This is a genomic window from Mesorhizobium sp. M0954, from assembly GCF_040319155.1.
Classification (GTDB): domain Bacteria; phylum Pseudomonadota; class Alphaproteobacteria; order Rhizobiales; family Rhizobiaceae; genus Mesorhizobium.
On record NZ_JAMYNR010000006.1, the window covers coordinates 106,816 to 122,439 of the forward strand.

The 15,624-nt window shown below is 62.7% G+C and carries 16 protein-coding genes and 1 tRNA gene; 10 read left to right on the top strand and 7 right to left on the bottom strand.

Translation table 11 applies throughout. The features are described 5' to 3' along the window. The first annotated feature begins 17 nt into the window (after window positions 1-17). The 6 genes from iolE (at window position 18) to phnN (ending at window position 4,697) form a co-directional block, all read left to right on the top strand. On the top strand, window positions 18-935 hold the full coding sequence (iolE, locus tag NKH93_RS10280) for a myo-inosose-2 dehydratase (RefSeq protein ID WP_352970147.1): 918 nt from the start codon (window positions 18-20) through the stop codon (window positions 933-935). A 27-nt stretch (window positions 936-962) separates the two neighbouring features. Beyond that, window positions 963-1,181 carry a DUF3329 domain-containing protein gene (locus tag NKH93_RS10285; RefSeq protein ID WP_352970150.1) on the top strand — a complete coding sequence of 73 codons (219 nt, stop codon included), beginning with the start codon at window positions 963-965 and terminating at the stop codon, window positions 1,179-1,181. A 2-nt stretch (window positions 1,182-1,183) separates the two neighbouring features. Beyond that, window positions 1,184-1,996, top strand: coding sequence for a 5-deoxy-glucuronate isomerase (gene iolB / locus NKH93_RS10290; RefSeq protein ID WP_352970152.1), 813 nt, complete (start codon window positions 1,184-1,186; stop codon window positions 1,994-1,996). 148 nt (window positions 1,997-2,144) lie between these two features. After that, window positions 2,145-2,852: a DUF1045 domain-containing protein gene (locus tag NKH93_RS10295; protein WP_352614987.1), complete on the top strand. Its 708-nt coding sequence runs from the start codon at window positions 2,145-2,147 to the stop codon at window positions 2,850-2,852. Between the two features lie 79 nt (window positions 2,853-2,931). Continuing rightward, window positions 2,932-4,071 carry an alpha-D-ribose 1-methylphosphonate 5-triphosphate diphosphatase gene (locus tag NKH93_RS10300; protein WP_352472334.1) on the top strand — a complete coding sequence of 380 codons (1,140 nt, stop codon included), beginning with the start codon at window positions 2,932-2,934 and terminating at the stop codon, window positions 4,069-4,071. Further along, on the top strand, window positions 4,068-4,697 hold the full coding sequence (gene phnN, locus NKH93_RS10305; protein WP_352970155.1) for a phosphonate metabolism protein/1,5-bisphosphokinase (PRPP-forming) PhnN: 630 nt from the start codon (window positions 4,068-4,070) through the stop codon (window positions 4,695-4,697). The genes NKH93_RS10300 and phnN overlap by 4 nt, the downstream gene beginning before the upstream one ends. A gap of 91 nt (window positions 4,698-4,788) precedes the next feature. On the opposite strand, the gene NKH93_RS10310 is transcribed toward phnN, so the two are convergent. From NKH93_RS10310 to NKH93_RS10325, 4 genes are all read right to left on the bottom strand, one after another. After that, the gene (locus tag NKH93_RS10310) at window positions 4,789-5,319 is read right to left on the bottom strand and encodes a DUF2231 domain-containing protein (protein WP_352453004.1); all 531 of its coding nucleotides are present in this window, start codon (window positions 5,317-5,319) and stop codon (window positions 4,789-4,791) included. Window positions 5,320-5,472: 153 nt separating this feature from the next. Then, a complete protein-coding gene (locus tag NKH93_RS10315) occupies window positions 5,473-6,468 on the bottom strand; it encodes an ABC transporter permease (protein ID WP_023677502.1) in 996 nt (331 codons plus the stop codon). A 23-nt stretch (window positions 6,469-6,491) separates the two neighbouring features. Beyond that, window positions 6,492-8,036, bottom strand: a complete 1,545-nt coding sequence (locus tag NKH93_RS10320; RefSeq protein WP_352614992.1) for a sugar ABC transporter ATP-binding protein — start codon at window positions 8,034-8,036, stop codon at window positions 6,492-6,494. A 112-nt stretch (window positions 8,037-8,148) separates the two neighbouring features. Continuing rightward, complete coding sequence (locus NKH93_RS10325) at window positions 8,149-9,111, bottom strand: sugar-binding protein (RefSeq protein WP_352472338.1); 963 nt, start codon at window positions 9,109-9,111, stop codon at window positions 8,149-8,151. 538 nt (window positions 9,112-9,649) lie between these two features. Here NKH93_RS10325 and NKH93_RS10330 point away from each other — a divergent pair. Then, window positions 9,650-10,672, top strand: coding sequence for a LacI family DNA-binding transcriptional regulator (locus tag NKH93_RS10330; RefSeq protein ID WP_352970335.1), 1,023 nt, complete (start codon window positions 9,650-9,652; stop codon window positions 10,670-10,672). 69 nt (window positions 10,673-10,741) lie between these two features. Then, window positions 10,742-11,884 carry an alpha-hydroxy acid oxidase gene (locus NKH93_RS10335; protein WP_352472339.1) on the top strand — a complete coding sequence of 381 codons (1,143 nt, stop codon included), beginning with the start codon at window positions 10,742-10,744 and terminating at the stop codon, window positions 11,882-11,884. Window positions 11,885-11,930: 46 nt separating this feature from the next. Here NKH93_RS10335 and NKH93_RS10340 read toward each other — a convergent pair whose 3' ends face one another. The 3 genes from NKH93_RS10340 to NKH93_RS10350 all read right to left on the bottom strand — a co-directional run bounded on the left by NKH93_RS10340 (window position 11,931) and on the right by NKH93_RS10350 (window position 14,782). After that, complete coding sequence (locus tag NKH93_RS10340) at window positions 11,931-12,245, bottom strand: DUF718 domain-containing protein (RefSeq protein WP_352472340.1); 315 nt, start codon at window positions 12,243-12,245, stop codon at window positions 11,931-11,933. Window positions 12,246-12,892: 647 nt separating this feature from the next. Beyond that, window positions 12,893-12,969 (bottom strand) — tRNA-Arg (locus NKH93_RS10345). A gap of 325 nt (window positions 12,970-13,294) precedes the next feature. Continuing rightward, window positions 13,295-14,782, bottom strand: a complete 1,488-nt coding sequence (locus tag NKH93_RS10350) for an ATP-binding protein (protein WP_023677495.1) — start codon at window positions 14,780-14,782, stop codon at window positions 13,295-13,297. A 320-nt stretch (window positions 14,783-15,102) separates the two neighbouring features. Between NKH93_RS10350 and rpmH the strand changes: the two genes are divergently transcribed. Further along, entirely contained in the window at window positions 15,103-15,237 is a 135-nt protein-coding gene (gene rpmH / locus NKH93_RS10355; RefSeq protein ID WP_008833937.1) for a 50S ribosomal protein L34, read from the top strand. A gap of 23 nt (window positions 15,238-15,260) precedes the next feature. After that, the gene (rnpA, locus tag NKH93_RS10360; RefSeq protein ID WP_352769640.1) at window positions 15,261-15,614 is read left to right on the top strand and encodes a ribonuclease P protein component; all 354 of its coding nucleotides are present in this window, start codon (window positions 15,261-15,263) and stop codon (window positions 15,612-15,614) included. Window positions 15,615-15,624 lie beyond the last annotated feature (10 nt).

Sequence of the window (15,624 nt, forward strand, 5' to 3'; positions counted from 1 at the left end):
GAAACTGGAGTGACGACTTGAAAGCCAAACTGGGCATGTCCCCCATTGCATGGTGGAACGACGATCTTGCGGAACTCAGCGATGATGTGTCGCTGGAGGAGTGCCTGCGCCAGTCGCGTTCGGCTGGCTTTACCGGCATGGAAATGGGCCGCCGCTTTCCCAACGATCCGGAGATCATGCTGCCGATCCTGAAAGAGGCCGACGTGACGCTTTGCGGCGGCTGGTTCTCGGGGACGCTGGTCGACGAAGACATGGCGAAGAACAAGGATCGTATCCAGCCGATGATCGACCTGTTCAAGGCGGTGAACGCACCATGCATCGTCTATGGTGAAGTCGGCCGCTCCATCCAGGGCGACCGCTCGAAGCCGCTCGCCAGCAAGCCCAGGCTTTCGGACGAGGAAATGAAAGCCTACGCCCGGCGGCTCACGCAGTTCGGCGAATGGTGTGCAGAGCAAGGCATGCCGCTCTCCTACCATCATCATATGGCGGCAGTAGTTGAGACCGAGCCTGAGCTAGATGCCTTCATGCGCTATTCGGGAGAAGCCATTCCATTGCTGCTCGACGCGGGTCACCTGGCCTTTGCCGGCGGCGATGTGCTGCGCGCTATTGATAACCACCACCGGCGCATCAACCACGTGCATGTGAAAGACGTACGCATGGAGGTGATCCAAAAGCTGGATCGCAACACGCAATCCTTCCTCGACGCGGTGGCACTTGGCGCCTTCACCGTGCCGGGAGATGGCTCGCTGGATTTTGGCGCGATCGTCCAGAGGCTCGCCGACCATGGCTATGAGGGCTGGTTCGTGGTCGAGGCCGAGCAGGATCCGAAGAAGAACCCGCCGCTCAAGATGGCGCAGGTCGGCTACAAGGAATTGATGCGGGCTATGACGGCGGCCGGCTATACGGTGGAGACACAGGGCTTTCCCAATGCTTGAGAGTTCGCGAGGAAAGGTGTTGATCCGATGAAAGACTCCGAGCACCCGTTTTTCCGGCCGCTGTGGCGGCGCGTCGCCGTTGTCGCGGTCTGCCTGGCCTGGTCGGTAATCGAATTCGCCACCGGCACGCCGTTCTGGGGCGTGATCGCGCTCGGCTTCGCCGGCTATGCCGTCTGGCAGTTTTTCTACCTCTACAAGCCGGCTGACGAGGACGAGCCATCGGCAGACGCCAAACCGAAGGAATGACCATGTCTAAGCTGCTCGTCAAAGCCAATAAGGGCCACGGCCGCATCGCTCATGTGACGCCGCAAAACGCCGGCTGGACCTATGTCGGCTTCGATCTGCATCGGCTCAGGCCCGGCGAGAGCGCTTCCGGGCAAACCGCGGATCGTGAGGTCTGCCTGGTGTTCGTCACCGGCAAGGGCAAGGCCAAGGCCGGCGGCAAGGATCTCGGCTTGCTCGGCGAACGCATGTCGCCGTTCGAGGGCAAGCCTTGGTCGTTCTATGTGCCGCAGGGGTCGGAGTGGTCGGTGAGCGCCGATACCGATCTCGAACTTGCCGTCTGTTCGGCGCCAGGACTGGGCGGCGGTCTGCCGGTCCGTGTCATCGCGCCCGACGATCTCGGCCAGGAGGTTCGCGGCAAAGGCACCAACACGCGCTACGTCACCAACATCCTGCCGGAAGGCAAGCCGGCCGATTCCTTGCTGGTGGTCGAGGTCATCACACCCGGCGGCCACACATCGAGCTATCCGCCGCACAAGCACGACCAGGACAATCTGCCGGCTGAATCCTATCTCGAGGAGACCTACTACCACCGTCTCAACCCGCCACAGGGCTTTGCTTTCCAGCGCGTCTACACCGATGCCGACCAGAACGGTGCTCGTTCGCTCGACGAGGCGATGGCGATCGAGGACGGCGACGTCGTGCTGGTCCCCAAGGGTTATCACCCCTGCGCCGCCTGCCACGGCTATGATCTCTATTATCTCAACGTCATGGCCGGACCGAAGCGGACGTGGAAATTCCACAACGCGCCCGAGCACGAATGGCTGATGAAGGCCTAACCACTTCCCCTTCGCCCCAACCGCTGGTCCAAGCGAAAAATCGTCGGCTAACGACCCGGCTGTGTGGTTTTGTTACCGAAAACGCCGCAAAGCTTCGTCAATTCGTCATGGAAATCACCTATGGCAGCGGGGCTGACGAGGACTTTCGATGCGCTACGCGATCTATTTCACCCCCCGACAGGACGAACCGCTGGCACGGATCGCTGCCGACTGGCTCGCCCGCGACCCATTCGGTGCCGCCACAAAGCCGGTCGAGGCTGCGGGCGAGTTGTCGGCGGCAGAAGTTGCCTTCCATACCGCCTCGGCGCGCCGCTATGGCTTTCATGCGACACTGAAGGCGCCCTTCAGACTGGCCTCCAACGAGACGGAAACGTCGCTTCGTGCAGCACTCGACGATTTTGCCGAGGCGACGCCGCTGGTTACGATCCCGCGCCTCGTCGTCAGCCAGATCGACGGCTTCTTCGCGCTGGTGCCGGAAGCACCGCTGCCGGCGCTCAACCGCTTCGCCGACGACGTTGTGCGCGACTTCGACCGCTTCCGCGCGCCGTTGACGGAAGCCGAGATCGAACGGCGCAGCCCCGATTCGCTGAAGCCCGACGAGTTCCGCAATCTCTGCCAGTGGGGCTATCCCTATGTCTTCGAGACGTTTCGCTTCCATATGACGCTGTCCGGCCGGGTGTCGTCACAGGAAAGCCCTCGTCTTCGCCTAGCAATCGACAGCCTGTTTACGGACGTGCTGCAACGGCCGGTGGCGGTGGACGCGCTGACGCTGTTTGTGGAAACTGAACCGGGTGCGCCGTTCATGGTGCTGTCGCATCACGCGCTCGGGCGCCACCCGGCCAGAAGAACTGCCTAAATGGCTATTTGCTTTAACCGGATAGTGCGACGCCAATTCATTTTCAATTGGCTGCAAAATGCTGCAAGGACTGCCTGAAATGACTGCCGAGACCGTTCTTGACAATGCCCGTATCGTGCTGGCCGACCAGATCGTCGAAGGGTCGATCGTGCTGCGCGACGGGGTGATCGCCGCCATCGATCCCGGCGCTGGCCGCAGCGGCGAGGACATGGGCGGCGACTTCATCATCCCTGGCCTGGTCGAGCTCCATACCGACCATCTCGAAGGCCATTACGCGCCGCGGCCGAAAGTGCGCTGGAACCCGATCGCAGCCGTGCTCGCGCATGACGCCCAGGTGGCGACCGCCGGCATTACCACCGTGCTCGACGCCTTGCGTGTCGGCATGGACGAGGATGCCGACCTGACGGCCGCCGACATACGCAAGCTGGCCGACGCGATCGAGGACAGCGTACAGCAGGACCGGCTCAGGGCCGACCATTTCCTCCATCTGCGTTGCGAGGTTTCGGCGCCGGACTGCCTCACGGCCTTCGCCAATTTCGACGGCGACGAGCGGGTCAGGCTGGCGTCGCTGATGGACCATGCGCCCGGACAGCGCCAGTTCGTCAATTTGGAAACCTACGCCTATTACTACCAGCGCAAGCTGAAGCTGACCGATCGCGATTTCCAGAAATTCTGCGAAAAGCGGATGGCGGAATCGGCGAGGAATTCGAGCCCGAACCGCAGCTTCATCGCCGCGGCTTGTCATGAGCGCAGCATCGTGCTCGCCAGCCATGACGACGCGACCGTCGGCCATGTCGACGAAGCGATCGAGCAAGGTGTGCGCGTCGCCGAGTTCCCGACCACCGAGGAGGCGGCGCGGGCTTCAAAAGAGGCAGGGCTCGGCGTATTGATGGGCGCGCCGAACGTCATGCGCGGCGCGTCGCATTCGGGCAATGTCTCGGCCCGCACGCTGGCCGGCGATGGCCTGCTCGATATCCTGTCGTCGGACTACATTCCCTTCAGTCTGATCCAGTCAGCCTTCTTCCTCGGCGACGTGGTCGAGGGCATTTCCTTGCCACAGGCGGTGGCGATGGTCTCGAAGAACCCGGCCGAGGCGGTCGGCCTCACCGATCGCGGTGTCATCGAGCCCGGCCGGCGCGCCGATCTGGTTCGCGTGCGCGTCGACGACCATGTCCCGGTCGTCCGCACGGTCTGGCGGCAGGGACGCCGGGTCGCATGATGGTGTCGGCATCGGTCGAGCGTGAATTGTCCGCCGCGAGATTTCCGATCCGCGACGGTGTCTTCGTCGCCGTCGTCGGGCCGAGCGGTGCCGGCAAGGACACGGTGATCGGCTATGCGCGCGCCGTGTTTGCCGACGAGAGCCGGCTGGAGTTCGTGCGCCGGGTGATCACCCGGCCGAGCGATGCGGCCACCGAGGATCACGATACGCTCGCCGACGTTGCCTTCGTCGAGGCCGAAGCGGATGGCGCCTTCGCGATTTCCTGGGAGGCGCATGGCCTGCGCTATGGCATCCCGGCCGAAGTCGATTGGTCGGTCTCAAACGGCCGTGTCGCGATCGCCAACGTCTCGCGCGCGATCATCCCGGCGCTGCGGGAGCGCTACGCCAATCTGGCTGTCGTCGAGATCACGGCTACACCGGATATCCTGGCCGAGCGGCTGGCATTGCGCGGTCGCGAATCGCGCGGCGAAGTGCTGGCACGGCTGGCGCGCAGTGCCAATGTCGCGCTGTCCGGACCGGGTGTCACCTCGATCGACAATAGCGGCCCTCGTGAAGCCGCCGGCGAGCGCTTCGCCGAGGTGCTGCGCAAGGCCATGGCCTTCTCCGACATGTCGGGCCTTAGCTAAAGTAGCGCCCATCCGATGCATTCGGTATGGGCGCTACTTGTCTAACCGATATCTTTTTGGAAACCGGTATCCACTTTTCGGGATTATGGCCTCATGCGGCGTGCCGGTCCCGACCAGCGTGACGAGTATCCGTGGCAGTGGTTGTCGAAGGCTTCGCTGGCGCATCCGCTGGTGTGTCCAGAACTGCAACGTGGTGCCGATACACCATCTCCCAGCCCTTCCAGCCGGTGAACAGCAGTATGCAGACCACTATGAACGACAAGAGCACACCCCATGGGCGAACCGCGGCTTCGGCGCCTTGCGCATAGCGAAGGTAGAAATTGATCAGTGCCACAACGACCGCGGTCAAGTTGCCTAGCATGTGGTACCAGGCGTCGGACAAGGCGCGAATGCGCGGCTCGTTGAGGAAGTCGATAAATCCGGCTGTCGCAGCGAGAAGGGCCATTACTATGGCTGCCCCGATCAGCCACATCGATGCCCGTGCCCAGAAGGCATCGGCAGTCCCCCAGAAAACCAGGTCGGTGACAAACGCACCGACAAGAAACGCGACAGGAAAAGGTATCAGCATCGGGTGGAGGGGGTGAGTTCCTACTTTGGCGGTACTAACTGGATTCGTGGGCATGGAACGCCTCCGCGTAGCAAAGCTTAAATAAACGCTCAGATGCGGGTTTCGTTCCAAATAGAGACCGACCTGAACTGCTGTCGCGAAGCTCCGGCTGACTCTTTCACGCCACCTGCTATGGCCGTCGGCGTATTTCATCCAGCTATTTTTGCGTCACTCGGCGGCAGCACCCGCCACGCCCTTGCGTGTGGCTTCCAGCATCCGCCGCCGCGCCCTGAACACGCCCCATTGCTGGTCGACCAGCACGCCGATGAGGATCACCCCGCCCATGACGGCGAAGTTGAGCGAGGACGGGATGCCGAGCAGGTTGACGAGGTTCTGCAGCTCCTGCAGCAGCACGGTGCCGAGCAGGACGCCGATCAGCGAGCCTTCGCCGCCACGCAGCGAGAAGCCGCCGAGCACCGCGGCCGCGATGGCATAGAGCTCGTAGAACTGACCGTGGCTCGCCGGCGAGATCGAGCGTGTGTACATGGCGAAATAGATAGCTGACAGCGCCGTCAGCACGCCGCAGATAACATAGGCGGCCATGACGATGCGGCCGGTGCGGATGCCGGAATATTTCGCCGCTTCCTCGTTCTTGCCGATGGCATAGAGATAGCGCCCGAACACCGACCGGTGCAGCACCACCCACATGACGACGGCGATGACGATCAGCGCGATGAAGCTGTTCGGCACGCCCCAGGACCGCCCCGCCGTCAGGAACTCGAGTTCCGGGAAGTTCTGTCCGAAGGCAAAGCCGGCGGTGCCGTCGGCGGTATAGAAGCGCGCCACGCCGCGATAGATCAACAGGCCGCACAAAGTCACCACGAAAGGCTGCAATTTGAGCCGGGTGATCAGCCAGCCATGCGCCAGCCCGATGATGCCGCCGAGCACCAGGATCAGCGGCAGGGCGACCGGCCAGGCCATGCCGCGCGTGGCGATGAAGTCGATGAACAGCACGCCGAGCAGCGCAACCACCGAGCCGACCGACAATTCGATGCCACCGGTGATGATGACGAAGGCTTGGCCAATCGACAGGATGCCGAACAACCCGATCAGGTTCGAGGTGTTGGCGAGATTGATCGGCAGCAGGAAGCGTGGGTTGATGATTGCCACCACCGCGCCGACCACCAGGATCAGGATCAGCAGGCCGAGATCTTTCTTGCTCATCGTCTTCTCCCAGTGCCTGCGAACTACTTCGGCTGCTTGCCGACCGCCAGCAGCAGCACGTTTTCCTGGCTGAACCGGTCCTTGTCGAGAATGCCCGAGATCTGGCCTTCATGCATGACGGCAATGCGGTCGGAAACGCCGATCACCTCCTCCATGTCGCTGGAGATCATCAGCACGGCGACGCCGGCATCGGCCAGCGCCCGCATCAGCCCGTAGATCTCGGCCTTGGCGCCGATGTCGATACCGCGGGTCGGTTCGTCAAGAATCATCACCTTCGGCTTCATCGCCAGCCATTTGGCCAGCACGACCTTTTGCTGGTTGCCGCCGGACAGCGTGCCGGTGCGCGTCTGGACGGAGGGCGCCCTGATGCCGAGATCGGTCTTCTGCTTCTCGGCGGTGGCGGATTCCGCGCCGGCCGAGACCAGCGAGCGCCGCGAATGCGCCGGCAGATTGGGCAGCGAAATGTTCTGGGCAATCGACAGGTCGAGCAGGATGCCGGTCAGCTTGCGATCCTCGGGGACGAGGAAAATACCGTTGGCCACTGCGTCCGCGGCCGAACCAAGAACCAGATCTTTTCCGTCAAGCTGGAACGAGCCGCCAAAGCTCTTGTCGATGCCGAACAGGACGCGCGCCAGCTCCGTCCGGCCGGAGCCGACGAGACCGGCGAGGCCGAGGATCTCGCCATGCCTGACATCGAGGTCGACGGGCCGGTCGGGATAGGCAGCGGTGCGAATGGCCTTGACCGACAGCGCGACAGAGCCCGGCGGGCGCGCCGATTCCGCGGCCTTCTCGCGCTCCTTCAGCATGCGGCCGATCATCAGCTTGACCATCTGGTCGTGATTGATCGCGCTCTTCGGCAAGGTTCCGGCGAGCATTCCGTCCCTGAGCACGACGACGCGGTCGGCGACGCGCTCGACCTCGTGAAGGCGGTGCGAGATGAAAATGACACTGATGCCGTCTGCCTTGAGCGCCTTGATGACGCCGAGCAGCTTGTCGGTTTCGGCGATCGGCAGGCTCGAGGTCGGTTCGTCAAGGATAACCAGCCTTGCCTCGATCGACAGCGCCTTGGCGATCTCGACCATTTGCTGCTGCGCCAGCGACAGCGCCGACACCGGCGTATCGGCCGAGAAATTGGCGCCCACGCGTTTGAGCAGCGGCGCCGCCTGCGCTCGCAGCCTGGCGCGGTCGACGAGCTTGAGCGGCCCGGCGCGCAGCGGTTCGCGGCCAAAGAAGATATTGGCGGCCACGTCGAGGTTTTCGAACAGGTTGAGTTCCTGGTGGACGAAAGCGATGCCCGAGCCGATGCTCGCCTCGACAGTCAGCCCGTCATGGGCGACGCCATCGACGGTGATGGTGCCGGTGTCCGGCCTGGTCACGCCGCCGAGGATCTTCATCAGCGTCGATTTGCCGGCGCCGTTTTCGCCGACCAGGCCGATGACCTCGCCGGGCCTTACGTCCATCGAGAATCCGTCCAGCGCGACGACACCGGGATAGGTCTTGCGCACACCGTCGAGGCTCAGGAACGGAGCGGCCGTGGATGCAACGATGGATGGGTCGGAATAATTCATCACGCCTGACAGCAGCCGGTGAGCCGTTTGGTCTCAGACTGACGGGCCTCGCGAAGCCCGTCAATAGAACGCCGGCTCAAGGCGAACCTTGAGCCGGCGCAACCTAATTTGCTCAGTTTCCAGACATCGCCTTGAGGCTGGCGGCGTAGGCGTCGACATCGTCCTTGCCGATGATCTTGGTCGGGATGATGATCAGGCCATCGGCGGGAATGCCCGACTTATCGCCCTCGAGATAGGCAGCCATCAGCTTCATGCCCTGATATGCCCATTCGAAGGGCTGCTGCACGACGGTGGCGGCGACGGTGCCTTCCTTGACGCCGCCCAGCGTGATCGGATCGTCGTCGAAGCCGACGACGGTGATCTGGCCGAGCTTGCCGGCATCGCGCAGCGCTTCATAGATGCGCGGCGTGTTGTAGGAATAGAAGCCGACCATGCAGGTGACGTCGGGGCTGGCGACCAGCGCGTCCTCGACGTTCTTCTTGGCGCGAGCCTGATCGATGTCGTCGCCACGCACGTCGACCAATTCGATCTTGGTGCCGGCGAGACCTTCCTTCATGCCCTGGATGCGCTCCTTGGCGTTGTCGGCGCCGAGCAGGCCGACGAAGCCGAGGCACTTGCCGCCGTCAGGCATGGCCTTCTTGGCGATCTCTGCCGCCTGCTTGCCGGCATCGACATTGGACGAGCCAATATAGGCGACACGCTTGGTCTGCGGTGCGTCGCTGTCGGTGGTGAACAACGCCGTTTCCGAGGCGATCTTGTTCAGCCCGTCGGTCGACGTCTTGGGATCGACGGCCGAGACCATGATCGCCTTCACGCCGGCCGTCACCAGATCGTCCATCAGGCGCTGCTGGATGGCGACCGAGGACTGCTCCGGATATTTGAGCTCCAGATTGTAATTGGGCAGTTCGCCTTGAGCCTTCTTGACGCCGGCTTCGGCCGCCTTCCAGAAATCGGAAGCGCCGTTGACGACGAAGGCCAGTGTCGGCTTGTCGTCGGCCCGCGCAATTGCGCTGACGGACAGGCCGAGCAGCAGGGCCGCAGCGGCGACGGACGCATTTCGTATTACAGATTTCATATTCAACCTCCCATTTGACTTAGTAATTTTCGCTGATGATGAACGTGCCGACGCGGCTTGGACGCCCTCCTCCTCAGGGTTCCGGCAGCGAGGAACGACGCCATTCCAGCCGCGATCATCGACTTTAGAGACTCATTCGCCGTTCGTAAATAGTCCGATTTGTCTGACATTTCCCGAAACGGCAGGCGAACTTCGGCTGACGGGAACCGTCCGATACCAGGCTGGCTTGCATTCCGAACACGCACGGTCCGATGTCGTCCGGGCATGACGGATTGACGTTATAGGGATGCCAGATATTAGTAAAGAGTATTAGTGGATCGGGGGATCCTCGCCACAAAAGAGAGGTCTTCCAATCGTTGCCGCTTGGGATTGGCGACTAAATCGCGTAAGAGGGTAGATTATATCTATTAGTAGCGCTTTGCCTTATAAATGCGAAATTCGAGGGACTAACGACGTGAACGAACCACTTCGGGATGCGGTCCTTCAGGGTACCAGACGGCGAAAGCCGTCCGGGAAAAACCCCAAGGGCCGCGTCACCATGACCGACATCGCCAGGGCCGCAGGCTGTTCGCAGGCGACGGTCTCGTTCGTCCTCAACAACACGCCGGGCATAAGGCTGTCGCAGCAAACCCGAGAGCGGGTGATTGAGACCGCACGAACGCTGGGATATTCGCCGCCGGTGTTTTCTGCCTTGCGAGCCCCTGTTGCCGCATTCGGCGGGCTGGATGGCGTGATCGGCTTCGCAGTCGACCAACTGGCGACCAGCCCGGAGGCGGTCGTCGCCATTGAAGGGGCGCGGCAAGCCTCATGGAACGCCGGCAATGTGCTTTTGGTGGCGCAGACCATGGGCGACGAGGTGATGGAGCCTCGCGCCATCGCGGCGCTGACCAAGCGGGGCATTTCGGCGCTGATCTACATGACCATCTTCACCCGCGAGATCGTCGCGCCGGACTATCTCTACGGCCTCGACATTCCGGTCATCCTGCTCAACTGCTACACCGCCGACTATGCCTTCCCCGCCGTGGTGCCGAGCGAGATCGCCGGCGGCCAGAGCTCCACCCGCCACTTGATCGGCCATGGCCACCGGCGCATCGCCACCATTACCGGCGAGCCCTGGATGCAAGCGGCGCAGGACCGGCTGAAGGGTTACCGCCGGGCGCTGGCGACGGCCGACATCCCCTTCGACCCGGCGCTGGTCGTCGAAGGCGACTGGTCGGCGAGCGCCGGCTATGCCGCGACCGTCAAGCTCTTGGCGCTGAAGGACCGGCCGACCGCCATCTTCTGCCAGAACGACCGCACCGCGATCGGCTGCTACGAGGCGCTAAAGGAGGCCGGCCTGCACATCCCCCGGGATATTTCGGTGATCGGTTATGACGACGAGGAGATCGCGCGGCATCTGTTCCCGCCGCTGACGACGTCGATCCTGCCGCATATGGCGATGGGACAATGGGCGATCGAGCAGCTCGAAGTCCCCGCTGCTCCCGGTCGTGGCCGCTATCCCATCACCAAGCTCGAATGCCCGCTGGTGGAGCGGGAGTCGGTTGGCGCTCTGGCGGGCTGAGGCGAGAGCGCCGGCGATCGACAATGGCACAGGCTTGACATCGGGCCCGGCATATACCCGATTGATTTCATGAGATTGCAAAGCTGCTACAATTTTCAGGACTTCCGCCGGCTGGCAAAACAGCGCCTGCCAGGTCCGATCTTCAATTATATCGATGGCGGCGCGGACGACGAGACGACGCTGCGGCGCAACACGGCGGCGTTCGAGGACTGCGATCTCGTCCCCAACGTCCTTGCCGGCGTCGGACAGGTCGACATGTCGGTCACCGTCATGGGCCAGAAGCTGGCGATGCCGGTCTATTGTTCGCCGACGGCTCTCCAGCGACTGTTTCACCATAGCGGCGAGCGCGCCGTCGCCGCGGCGGCGGAGAAGTTCGGCACGATGTTCGGCGTCTCGTCGCTCGGCACGGTCAGCCTGGAGGAAGTCCGCAAGCACAGGACGCCGCAGGTCTATCAGTTCTATTTCCATAGGGATCGCGGCCTGAACCGCGCCATGATGGAGCGCGCCAAGGCGTCCGGCGTCGAGGTGATGATGCTGACGGTCGACAGCGTCACCGGCGGAAACCGCGAGCGTGACCTGCGGACCGGCTTTTCCATCCCATTTCGGCTTACGCCCGGCGGCATGATGCAGTTCGCGATCAAGCCGAGATGGGCTATCGACTATTTGACACACGAAAAGTTCAGCCTGCCGCAGTTGGACGGCCATATCGATCTCGGTGGCGGAGCGCTTTCCATCAGCCGCTATTTCACCGAGATCCTCGATCCATCGCTGGATTGGAAGGACGTCGAAGACATGGTCCACTTCTGGAACGGCCAGTTCTGCCTGAAGGGGATCATGAGCGTCGCCGATGCCAGAAAAGCCGTCGACATCGGCTGCACCGGTATCGTTCTGTCAAATCATGGCGGCAGGCAGCTGGACGGCTCGCGCAGCCCCTTCGACCAGCTGTCGGAGATCGTTGACGCGGTGGGCGACAAGATAGACGTCATCATCGACAGCGGCGTCCAGCGCGGCACGCATGTGCTGAAAGCCCTGTCGTTGGGCGCCAAGGCCGTCGGCGTCGGGCGCTACTATCTCTTCCCGCTGGCAGCCGCCGGACAGGCCGGCGTCGAACGGGCGCTCGGCCTGATGCGAACCGAGATCGAACGCGACATGCGGCTGATGGGATGCAGGTCGGTGGCAGAGCTTTCCAGGGGGAATGTGCGGTTTAGGTGATAGAGCCGGGAAGTGGCGCACGGCATAAGCTTTTCGAAGTGCGAAGCTATACCGACCTGCCGCCGCTGCTGCCGTCCGTTTCGAAGACAGCCTCGCCGGAAACAGCATCCGTATATCCGCCCTCAAGCTGCTGCAACGTATGCCGGAACCGATCAGGATTGCCTAGCATTTTGGGCCTGGCATCGACCATGTGCTGGAACGTGTCACACTCTCCAATCGAGAAGAAGGCGCCGTCTCCCGATTTGATGAGAGCCATTTTTCGCAATCCCTCGAAGTTGCGCGGAGCGCTGCTGAACAGTTCAACGAATTCGTCTTCACTACCCGGCTTGACCCGGAAGCGGACGCTGTTGAATGCCGTCATCTACGTTCCCTCGTGAAAGAACTGAAGAACCTCGAATTTGCGAAAGCCTAAGGCACCTCAAACCCTTCGAACAGGTGTACAGGAAAATCGGAAGGTTGGCTTCAGTCACCTCTGGCCGAAAGCCCCGTTTCTGGCGCTATTTTGCCAGGAAGAGGACGACGCTCGATCTCAATCGGTACGCCCTTCCGACCGGCAATGAAACGCGCTGTTAACGCCGTTCGCGGGTGACAGGATGTTGGCCGCAGTTCGAAGGTATAATCTGCGTCTCGCTGTCAGTTGCGGAGGCGAAAATGAATTTGCTTCGGATTGCGCTCTTGTGCACGGCCATGATCGACCTTGGAACGCCGGCTGTTCGCGCTGAGGATCGGCCTGTGCCGCAGAACAATAAAGCCGCAACAACGCAGCCGCCCGTTCATTGTGAAGGCCAAAATTGTCTCCCGCCGGCGAAAGATCCCGTGCAGGAATGCACTGGCCAGGATTGCACGCCAGGCCCGCCGACTGAACCGGCCCCGGAGATTAAGCAGGCCGACTGAGTCGCATCAGCGGACCATCCGCTCTTTGCAAGGACGGCGCTCACTCAAGGCAACCTTCCGGCCAGTGGCGGCAGGTTCTGTTACCTATGTCCCCGGGCCGTACATTGAGTTTAATGGCGCGCCCGAAGAGATTCGAACTCCTGACCCCCAGATTCGTAGTCTGGTGCTCTATCCAGCTGAGCTACGGGCGCGCAACAGGCCATGCTTTGCATAGCCCCGCGATCCGATCCTGGCGACCGGCCGCGAATGTGAGCTGTTCCCTAGCGACTGAATTTGCGAAAAGCAAGCCGATCCTGGCCAAAAGTTTTGCCGTCATGTTTTGCCGTCATGCGCCGGCCGGCGAAGGCAAGATCGCGTCACGCGGCGGCCGAGCCGATAGGTCGTCGTCTTGGATCAGTCATTTGCTAATCGGAACGGCCCGTAACGGAACACGCCGTTGCACGGCGGCCGAGCCGATGGCTCGTAGTCTCGGACCAACCATTTGCGAATTGAAACGGTCCGTAACGAAACGGTTCGTTACGCCGGGCGGCGCAGACCGTTGCGGGCCTGGTCGAGCCGGACCGGCTGGTCGGGAATGGTGACGGCGAATGTGGTGCGACCGCCGATCGATTCGACCAGCTCCACCGTGCCGCCATGGGCGCGGATCAATTCATGGGCGATCGCCAGGCCAAGGCCGGTGCCACCGCTGCGGGCCGAGCCGCGAAATGCCGCGAACAGGTTTTCGCGCGCCTTTGGCGGCAGGCCGGGGCCGGTGTCGGTGACGACGATGCGGCTGACGCTGCCGATGCGCTCGGCCGATATGGTCAGGCGGCGCACCACGGCGCTCTCGGTGTCCGCCGCCATCGCCTGCACGGCGTTGCGGCTAAGATTGGTGAGCACGCGGAACAGCTGGTCGGAATCGGCATCGACCTCGAGCACCGGGTCGACGGCGTTGACGAATTCGATGCCGCATTCGATGTCGAGCAGGCCCTGGACGTCTTCGACCAGCTGGCGCAGCCGCAGTCTGCGGCGCGACGGCGGCGGCTCCTGGGTGCGGCCATAGGCCAGCACGCCCTCCGAGTAGGACACCGCACGGTCGAGCGCGCGCAGCAGTTTTGGCGCGAACGCCTGCACGGTCGGGTCCTTGACCTGGCGCAGGCGGTCCGACATGAGCTGCGCCGAGGCGAGGATGTTGCGCATGTCGTGGTTGATCTTCGACACGGCCAGGCCGAGATCGGCCAGGTGCTTCTGCTCGGTCAGCATCTTCTGCAGCCGCTCCTGCATCTGCGACAGCTCGCGTTCGGCGACGCCGATCTCGTCGGCCCGGGCGGCGGGGTGAATGATGCGGCCGGGATCGTCGGGCGCCTCGGAAAAGGACAGCATCGAGCGTGTCATCGTCCTGATCGGGCCGATCATGATCAGGTCTATCGCGGCGTAGACCAGCATGGCGGTGAACAGCGAGATCAGCAGCGAGACGAAGGCGACGTTGCGCGAATAGATCAGCATGGCATTGCGCAGGCGGTGGTCGGGCATGATCAGCTCGAATTCTTTGTCGCTGTCGCCGACCGGCCCGAAAACGCGCAGCATCCGCTTGCCGCCGAAAAACAGCGTGTCCAGCGCGCCGGTCATACCCTTGATCATGCCGACATTGGCGATATCGATATGCTCGTCGACCTGCGGCGGCATTTCGGCCACGACCAGAAGCCGCGAGACGCCGCCGTCGCGCACGGCGATCGCCTTGGCGCCGATCGCCATCAGTACGTCGTTCTGGGCGGCACGCGACAGCGAGGCAGGTTCGCCCTGCACCAGGACGATGGAAACCGCGGCGGCGGTGCTCAGCCTCTCCTTCAGCCAACTCAGCCTGTAGCTGGCGATCCAGGGCACGAAGATGAGAATTTCGGCCAACAGCACGAAGACGATGGTGAGCAGCAGCAACTTGGTCGACAGGCCGCGCGCCAGCGGCACCCTGCGGGTGGCGGCCTTCGCCTGGGCGATGCTTTCGTCGGTTGCTGGGACTTCACTCATGCTCGTCGTCACGGCTGCCTGTCATCACGGCTGCTTGTCTTAGGGACTGCTCGTCTTCACGATCGCTTGATCGGGTGAGATTAGGCGATTGCGGCTTTTTTGCCAAATTCATCCTTGGTCGAAGCCGGACAAAGGGCCGCAAGGCTTCGATGCCGGTCCGACACGCTGGATTGACTTCCAAAACCCTTCTTTCTATAAGCCCGCTCACGCTCGGGCCATTCGTCCCGGCGCGGTTTCGATCGCGCCAAAACCGGCCCGGCAAAGCTCCTGTTACAAAGTGACAGAATCAAGAAGGGCCGCACCCCGCGGTATTTAAACAAATGAAGCGTACTTACCAGCCGTCCAAACTCGTCCGCAAACGCAGGCACGGTTTCCGCGCCCGCATGGCCACCAAAGGTGGCCGCGGCGTCGTCGCAGCCCGCCGCAACCGCGGCCGCAAGCGTCTCAGCGCCTGAGCACCAAGCGAGAGACAAGATCGTTGCCCGCAACCGGCAAGCCAACGGGTGCCCATCCCAAGCGGCTTCTGAAGCGCGCGGAATTCCTGGCTGTCCGCCGCGGCGAAAAGCGCCGCGGGCGGCTTTTCCTCGTCGAGGTCCTGGGCCGCGGCGACAGCGAGGCGCCGCGCGTCGGCTACACCGTCACCAGGAAGGTCGGCAACGCCGTCGTTCGCAACCGCGTCCGGCGGCGGCTGAGAGAAGCCGTGCGCACGCATGCCGCGGATGACATGGCGCCGGGCAATGATTATGTCATCGTCGGGCGCGAAGACGTGCTTACCACTCCGTTCGGCCAGTTGAAGGCCGAACTCTCCCGCAGATTGCGTGGAACACGATAGGCCAAGGGCT

What these genes read in the sequence shown, in the direction of transcription:
- NKH93_RS10285 (WP_352970150.1), top strand. Translation starts at nt 963, where the DNA reads ATGAAAGACTCCGAGCACCCGTTTTTCCGGCCGCTGTGGCGGCGCGTC.
- iolB (WP_352970152.1), top strand. Translation starts at nt 1,184, where the DNA reads ATGTCTAAGCTGCTCGTCAAAGCCAATAAGGGCCACGGCCGCATCGCT.
- NKH93_RS10295 (WP_352614987.1), top strand. Translation starts at nt 2,145, where the DNA reads ATGCGCTACGCGATCTATTTCACCCCCCGACAGGACGAACCGCTGGCA.
- NKH93_RS10300 (WP_352472334.1), top strand. Translation starts at nt 2,932, where the DNA reads ATGACTGCCGAGACCGTTCTTGACAATGCCCGTATCGTGCTGGCCGAC.
- phnN (WP_352970155.1), top strand. Translation starts at nt 4,068, where the DNA reads ATGATGGTGTCGGCATCGGTCGAGCGTGAATTGTCCGCCGCGAGATTT.
- NKH93_RS10310 (WP_352453004.1), bottom strand. Translation starts at nt 5,319, where the DNA reads ATGCCCACGAATCCAGTTAGTACCGCCAAAGTAGGAACTCACCCCCTC.
- NKH93_RS10315 (WP_023677502.1), bottom strand. Translation starts at nt 6,468, where the DNA reads ATGAGCAAGAAAGATCTCGGCCTGCTGATCCTGATCCTGGTGGTCGGC.
- NKH93_RS10320 (WP_352614992.1), bottom strand. Translation starts at nt 8,036, where the DNA reads ATGAATTATTCCGACCCATCCATCGTTGCATCCACGGCCGCTCCGTTC.
- NKH93_RS10325 (WP_352472338.1), bottom strand. Translation starts at nt 9,111, where the DNA reads ATGAAATCTGTAATACGAAATGCGTCCGTCGCCGCTGCGGCCCTGCTG.
- NKH93_RS10330 (WP_352970335.1), top strand. Translation starts at nt 9,650, where the DNA reads ATGACCGACATCGCCAGGGCCGCAGGCTGTTCGCAGGCGACGGTCTCG.
- NKH93_RS10335 (WP_352472339.1), top strand. Translation starts at nt 10,742, where the DNA reads ATGAGATTGCAAAGCTGCTACAATTTTCAGGACTTCCGCCGGCTGGCA.
- NKH93_RS10340 (WP_352472340.1), bottom strand. Translation starts at nt 12,245, where the DNA reads ATGACGGCATTCAACAGCGTCCGCTTCCGGGTCAAGCCGGGTAGTGAA.
- NKH93_RS10350 (WP_023677495.1), bottom strand. Translation starts at nt 14,782, where the DNA reads ATGAGTGAAGTCCCAGCAACCGACGAAAGCATCGCCCAGGCGAAGGCC.
- rpmH (WP_008833937.1), top strand. Translation starts at nt 15,103, where the DNA reads ATGAAGCGTACTTACCAGCCGTCCAAACTCGTCCGCAAACGCAGGCAC.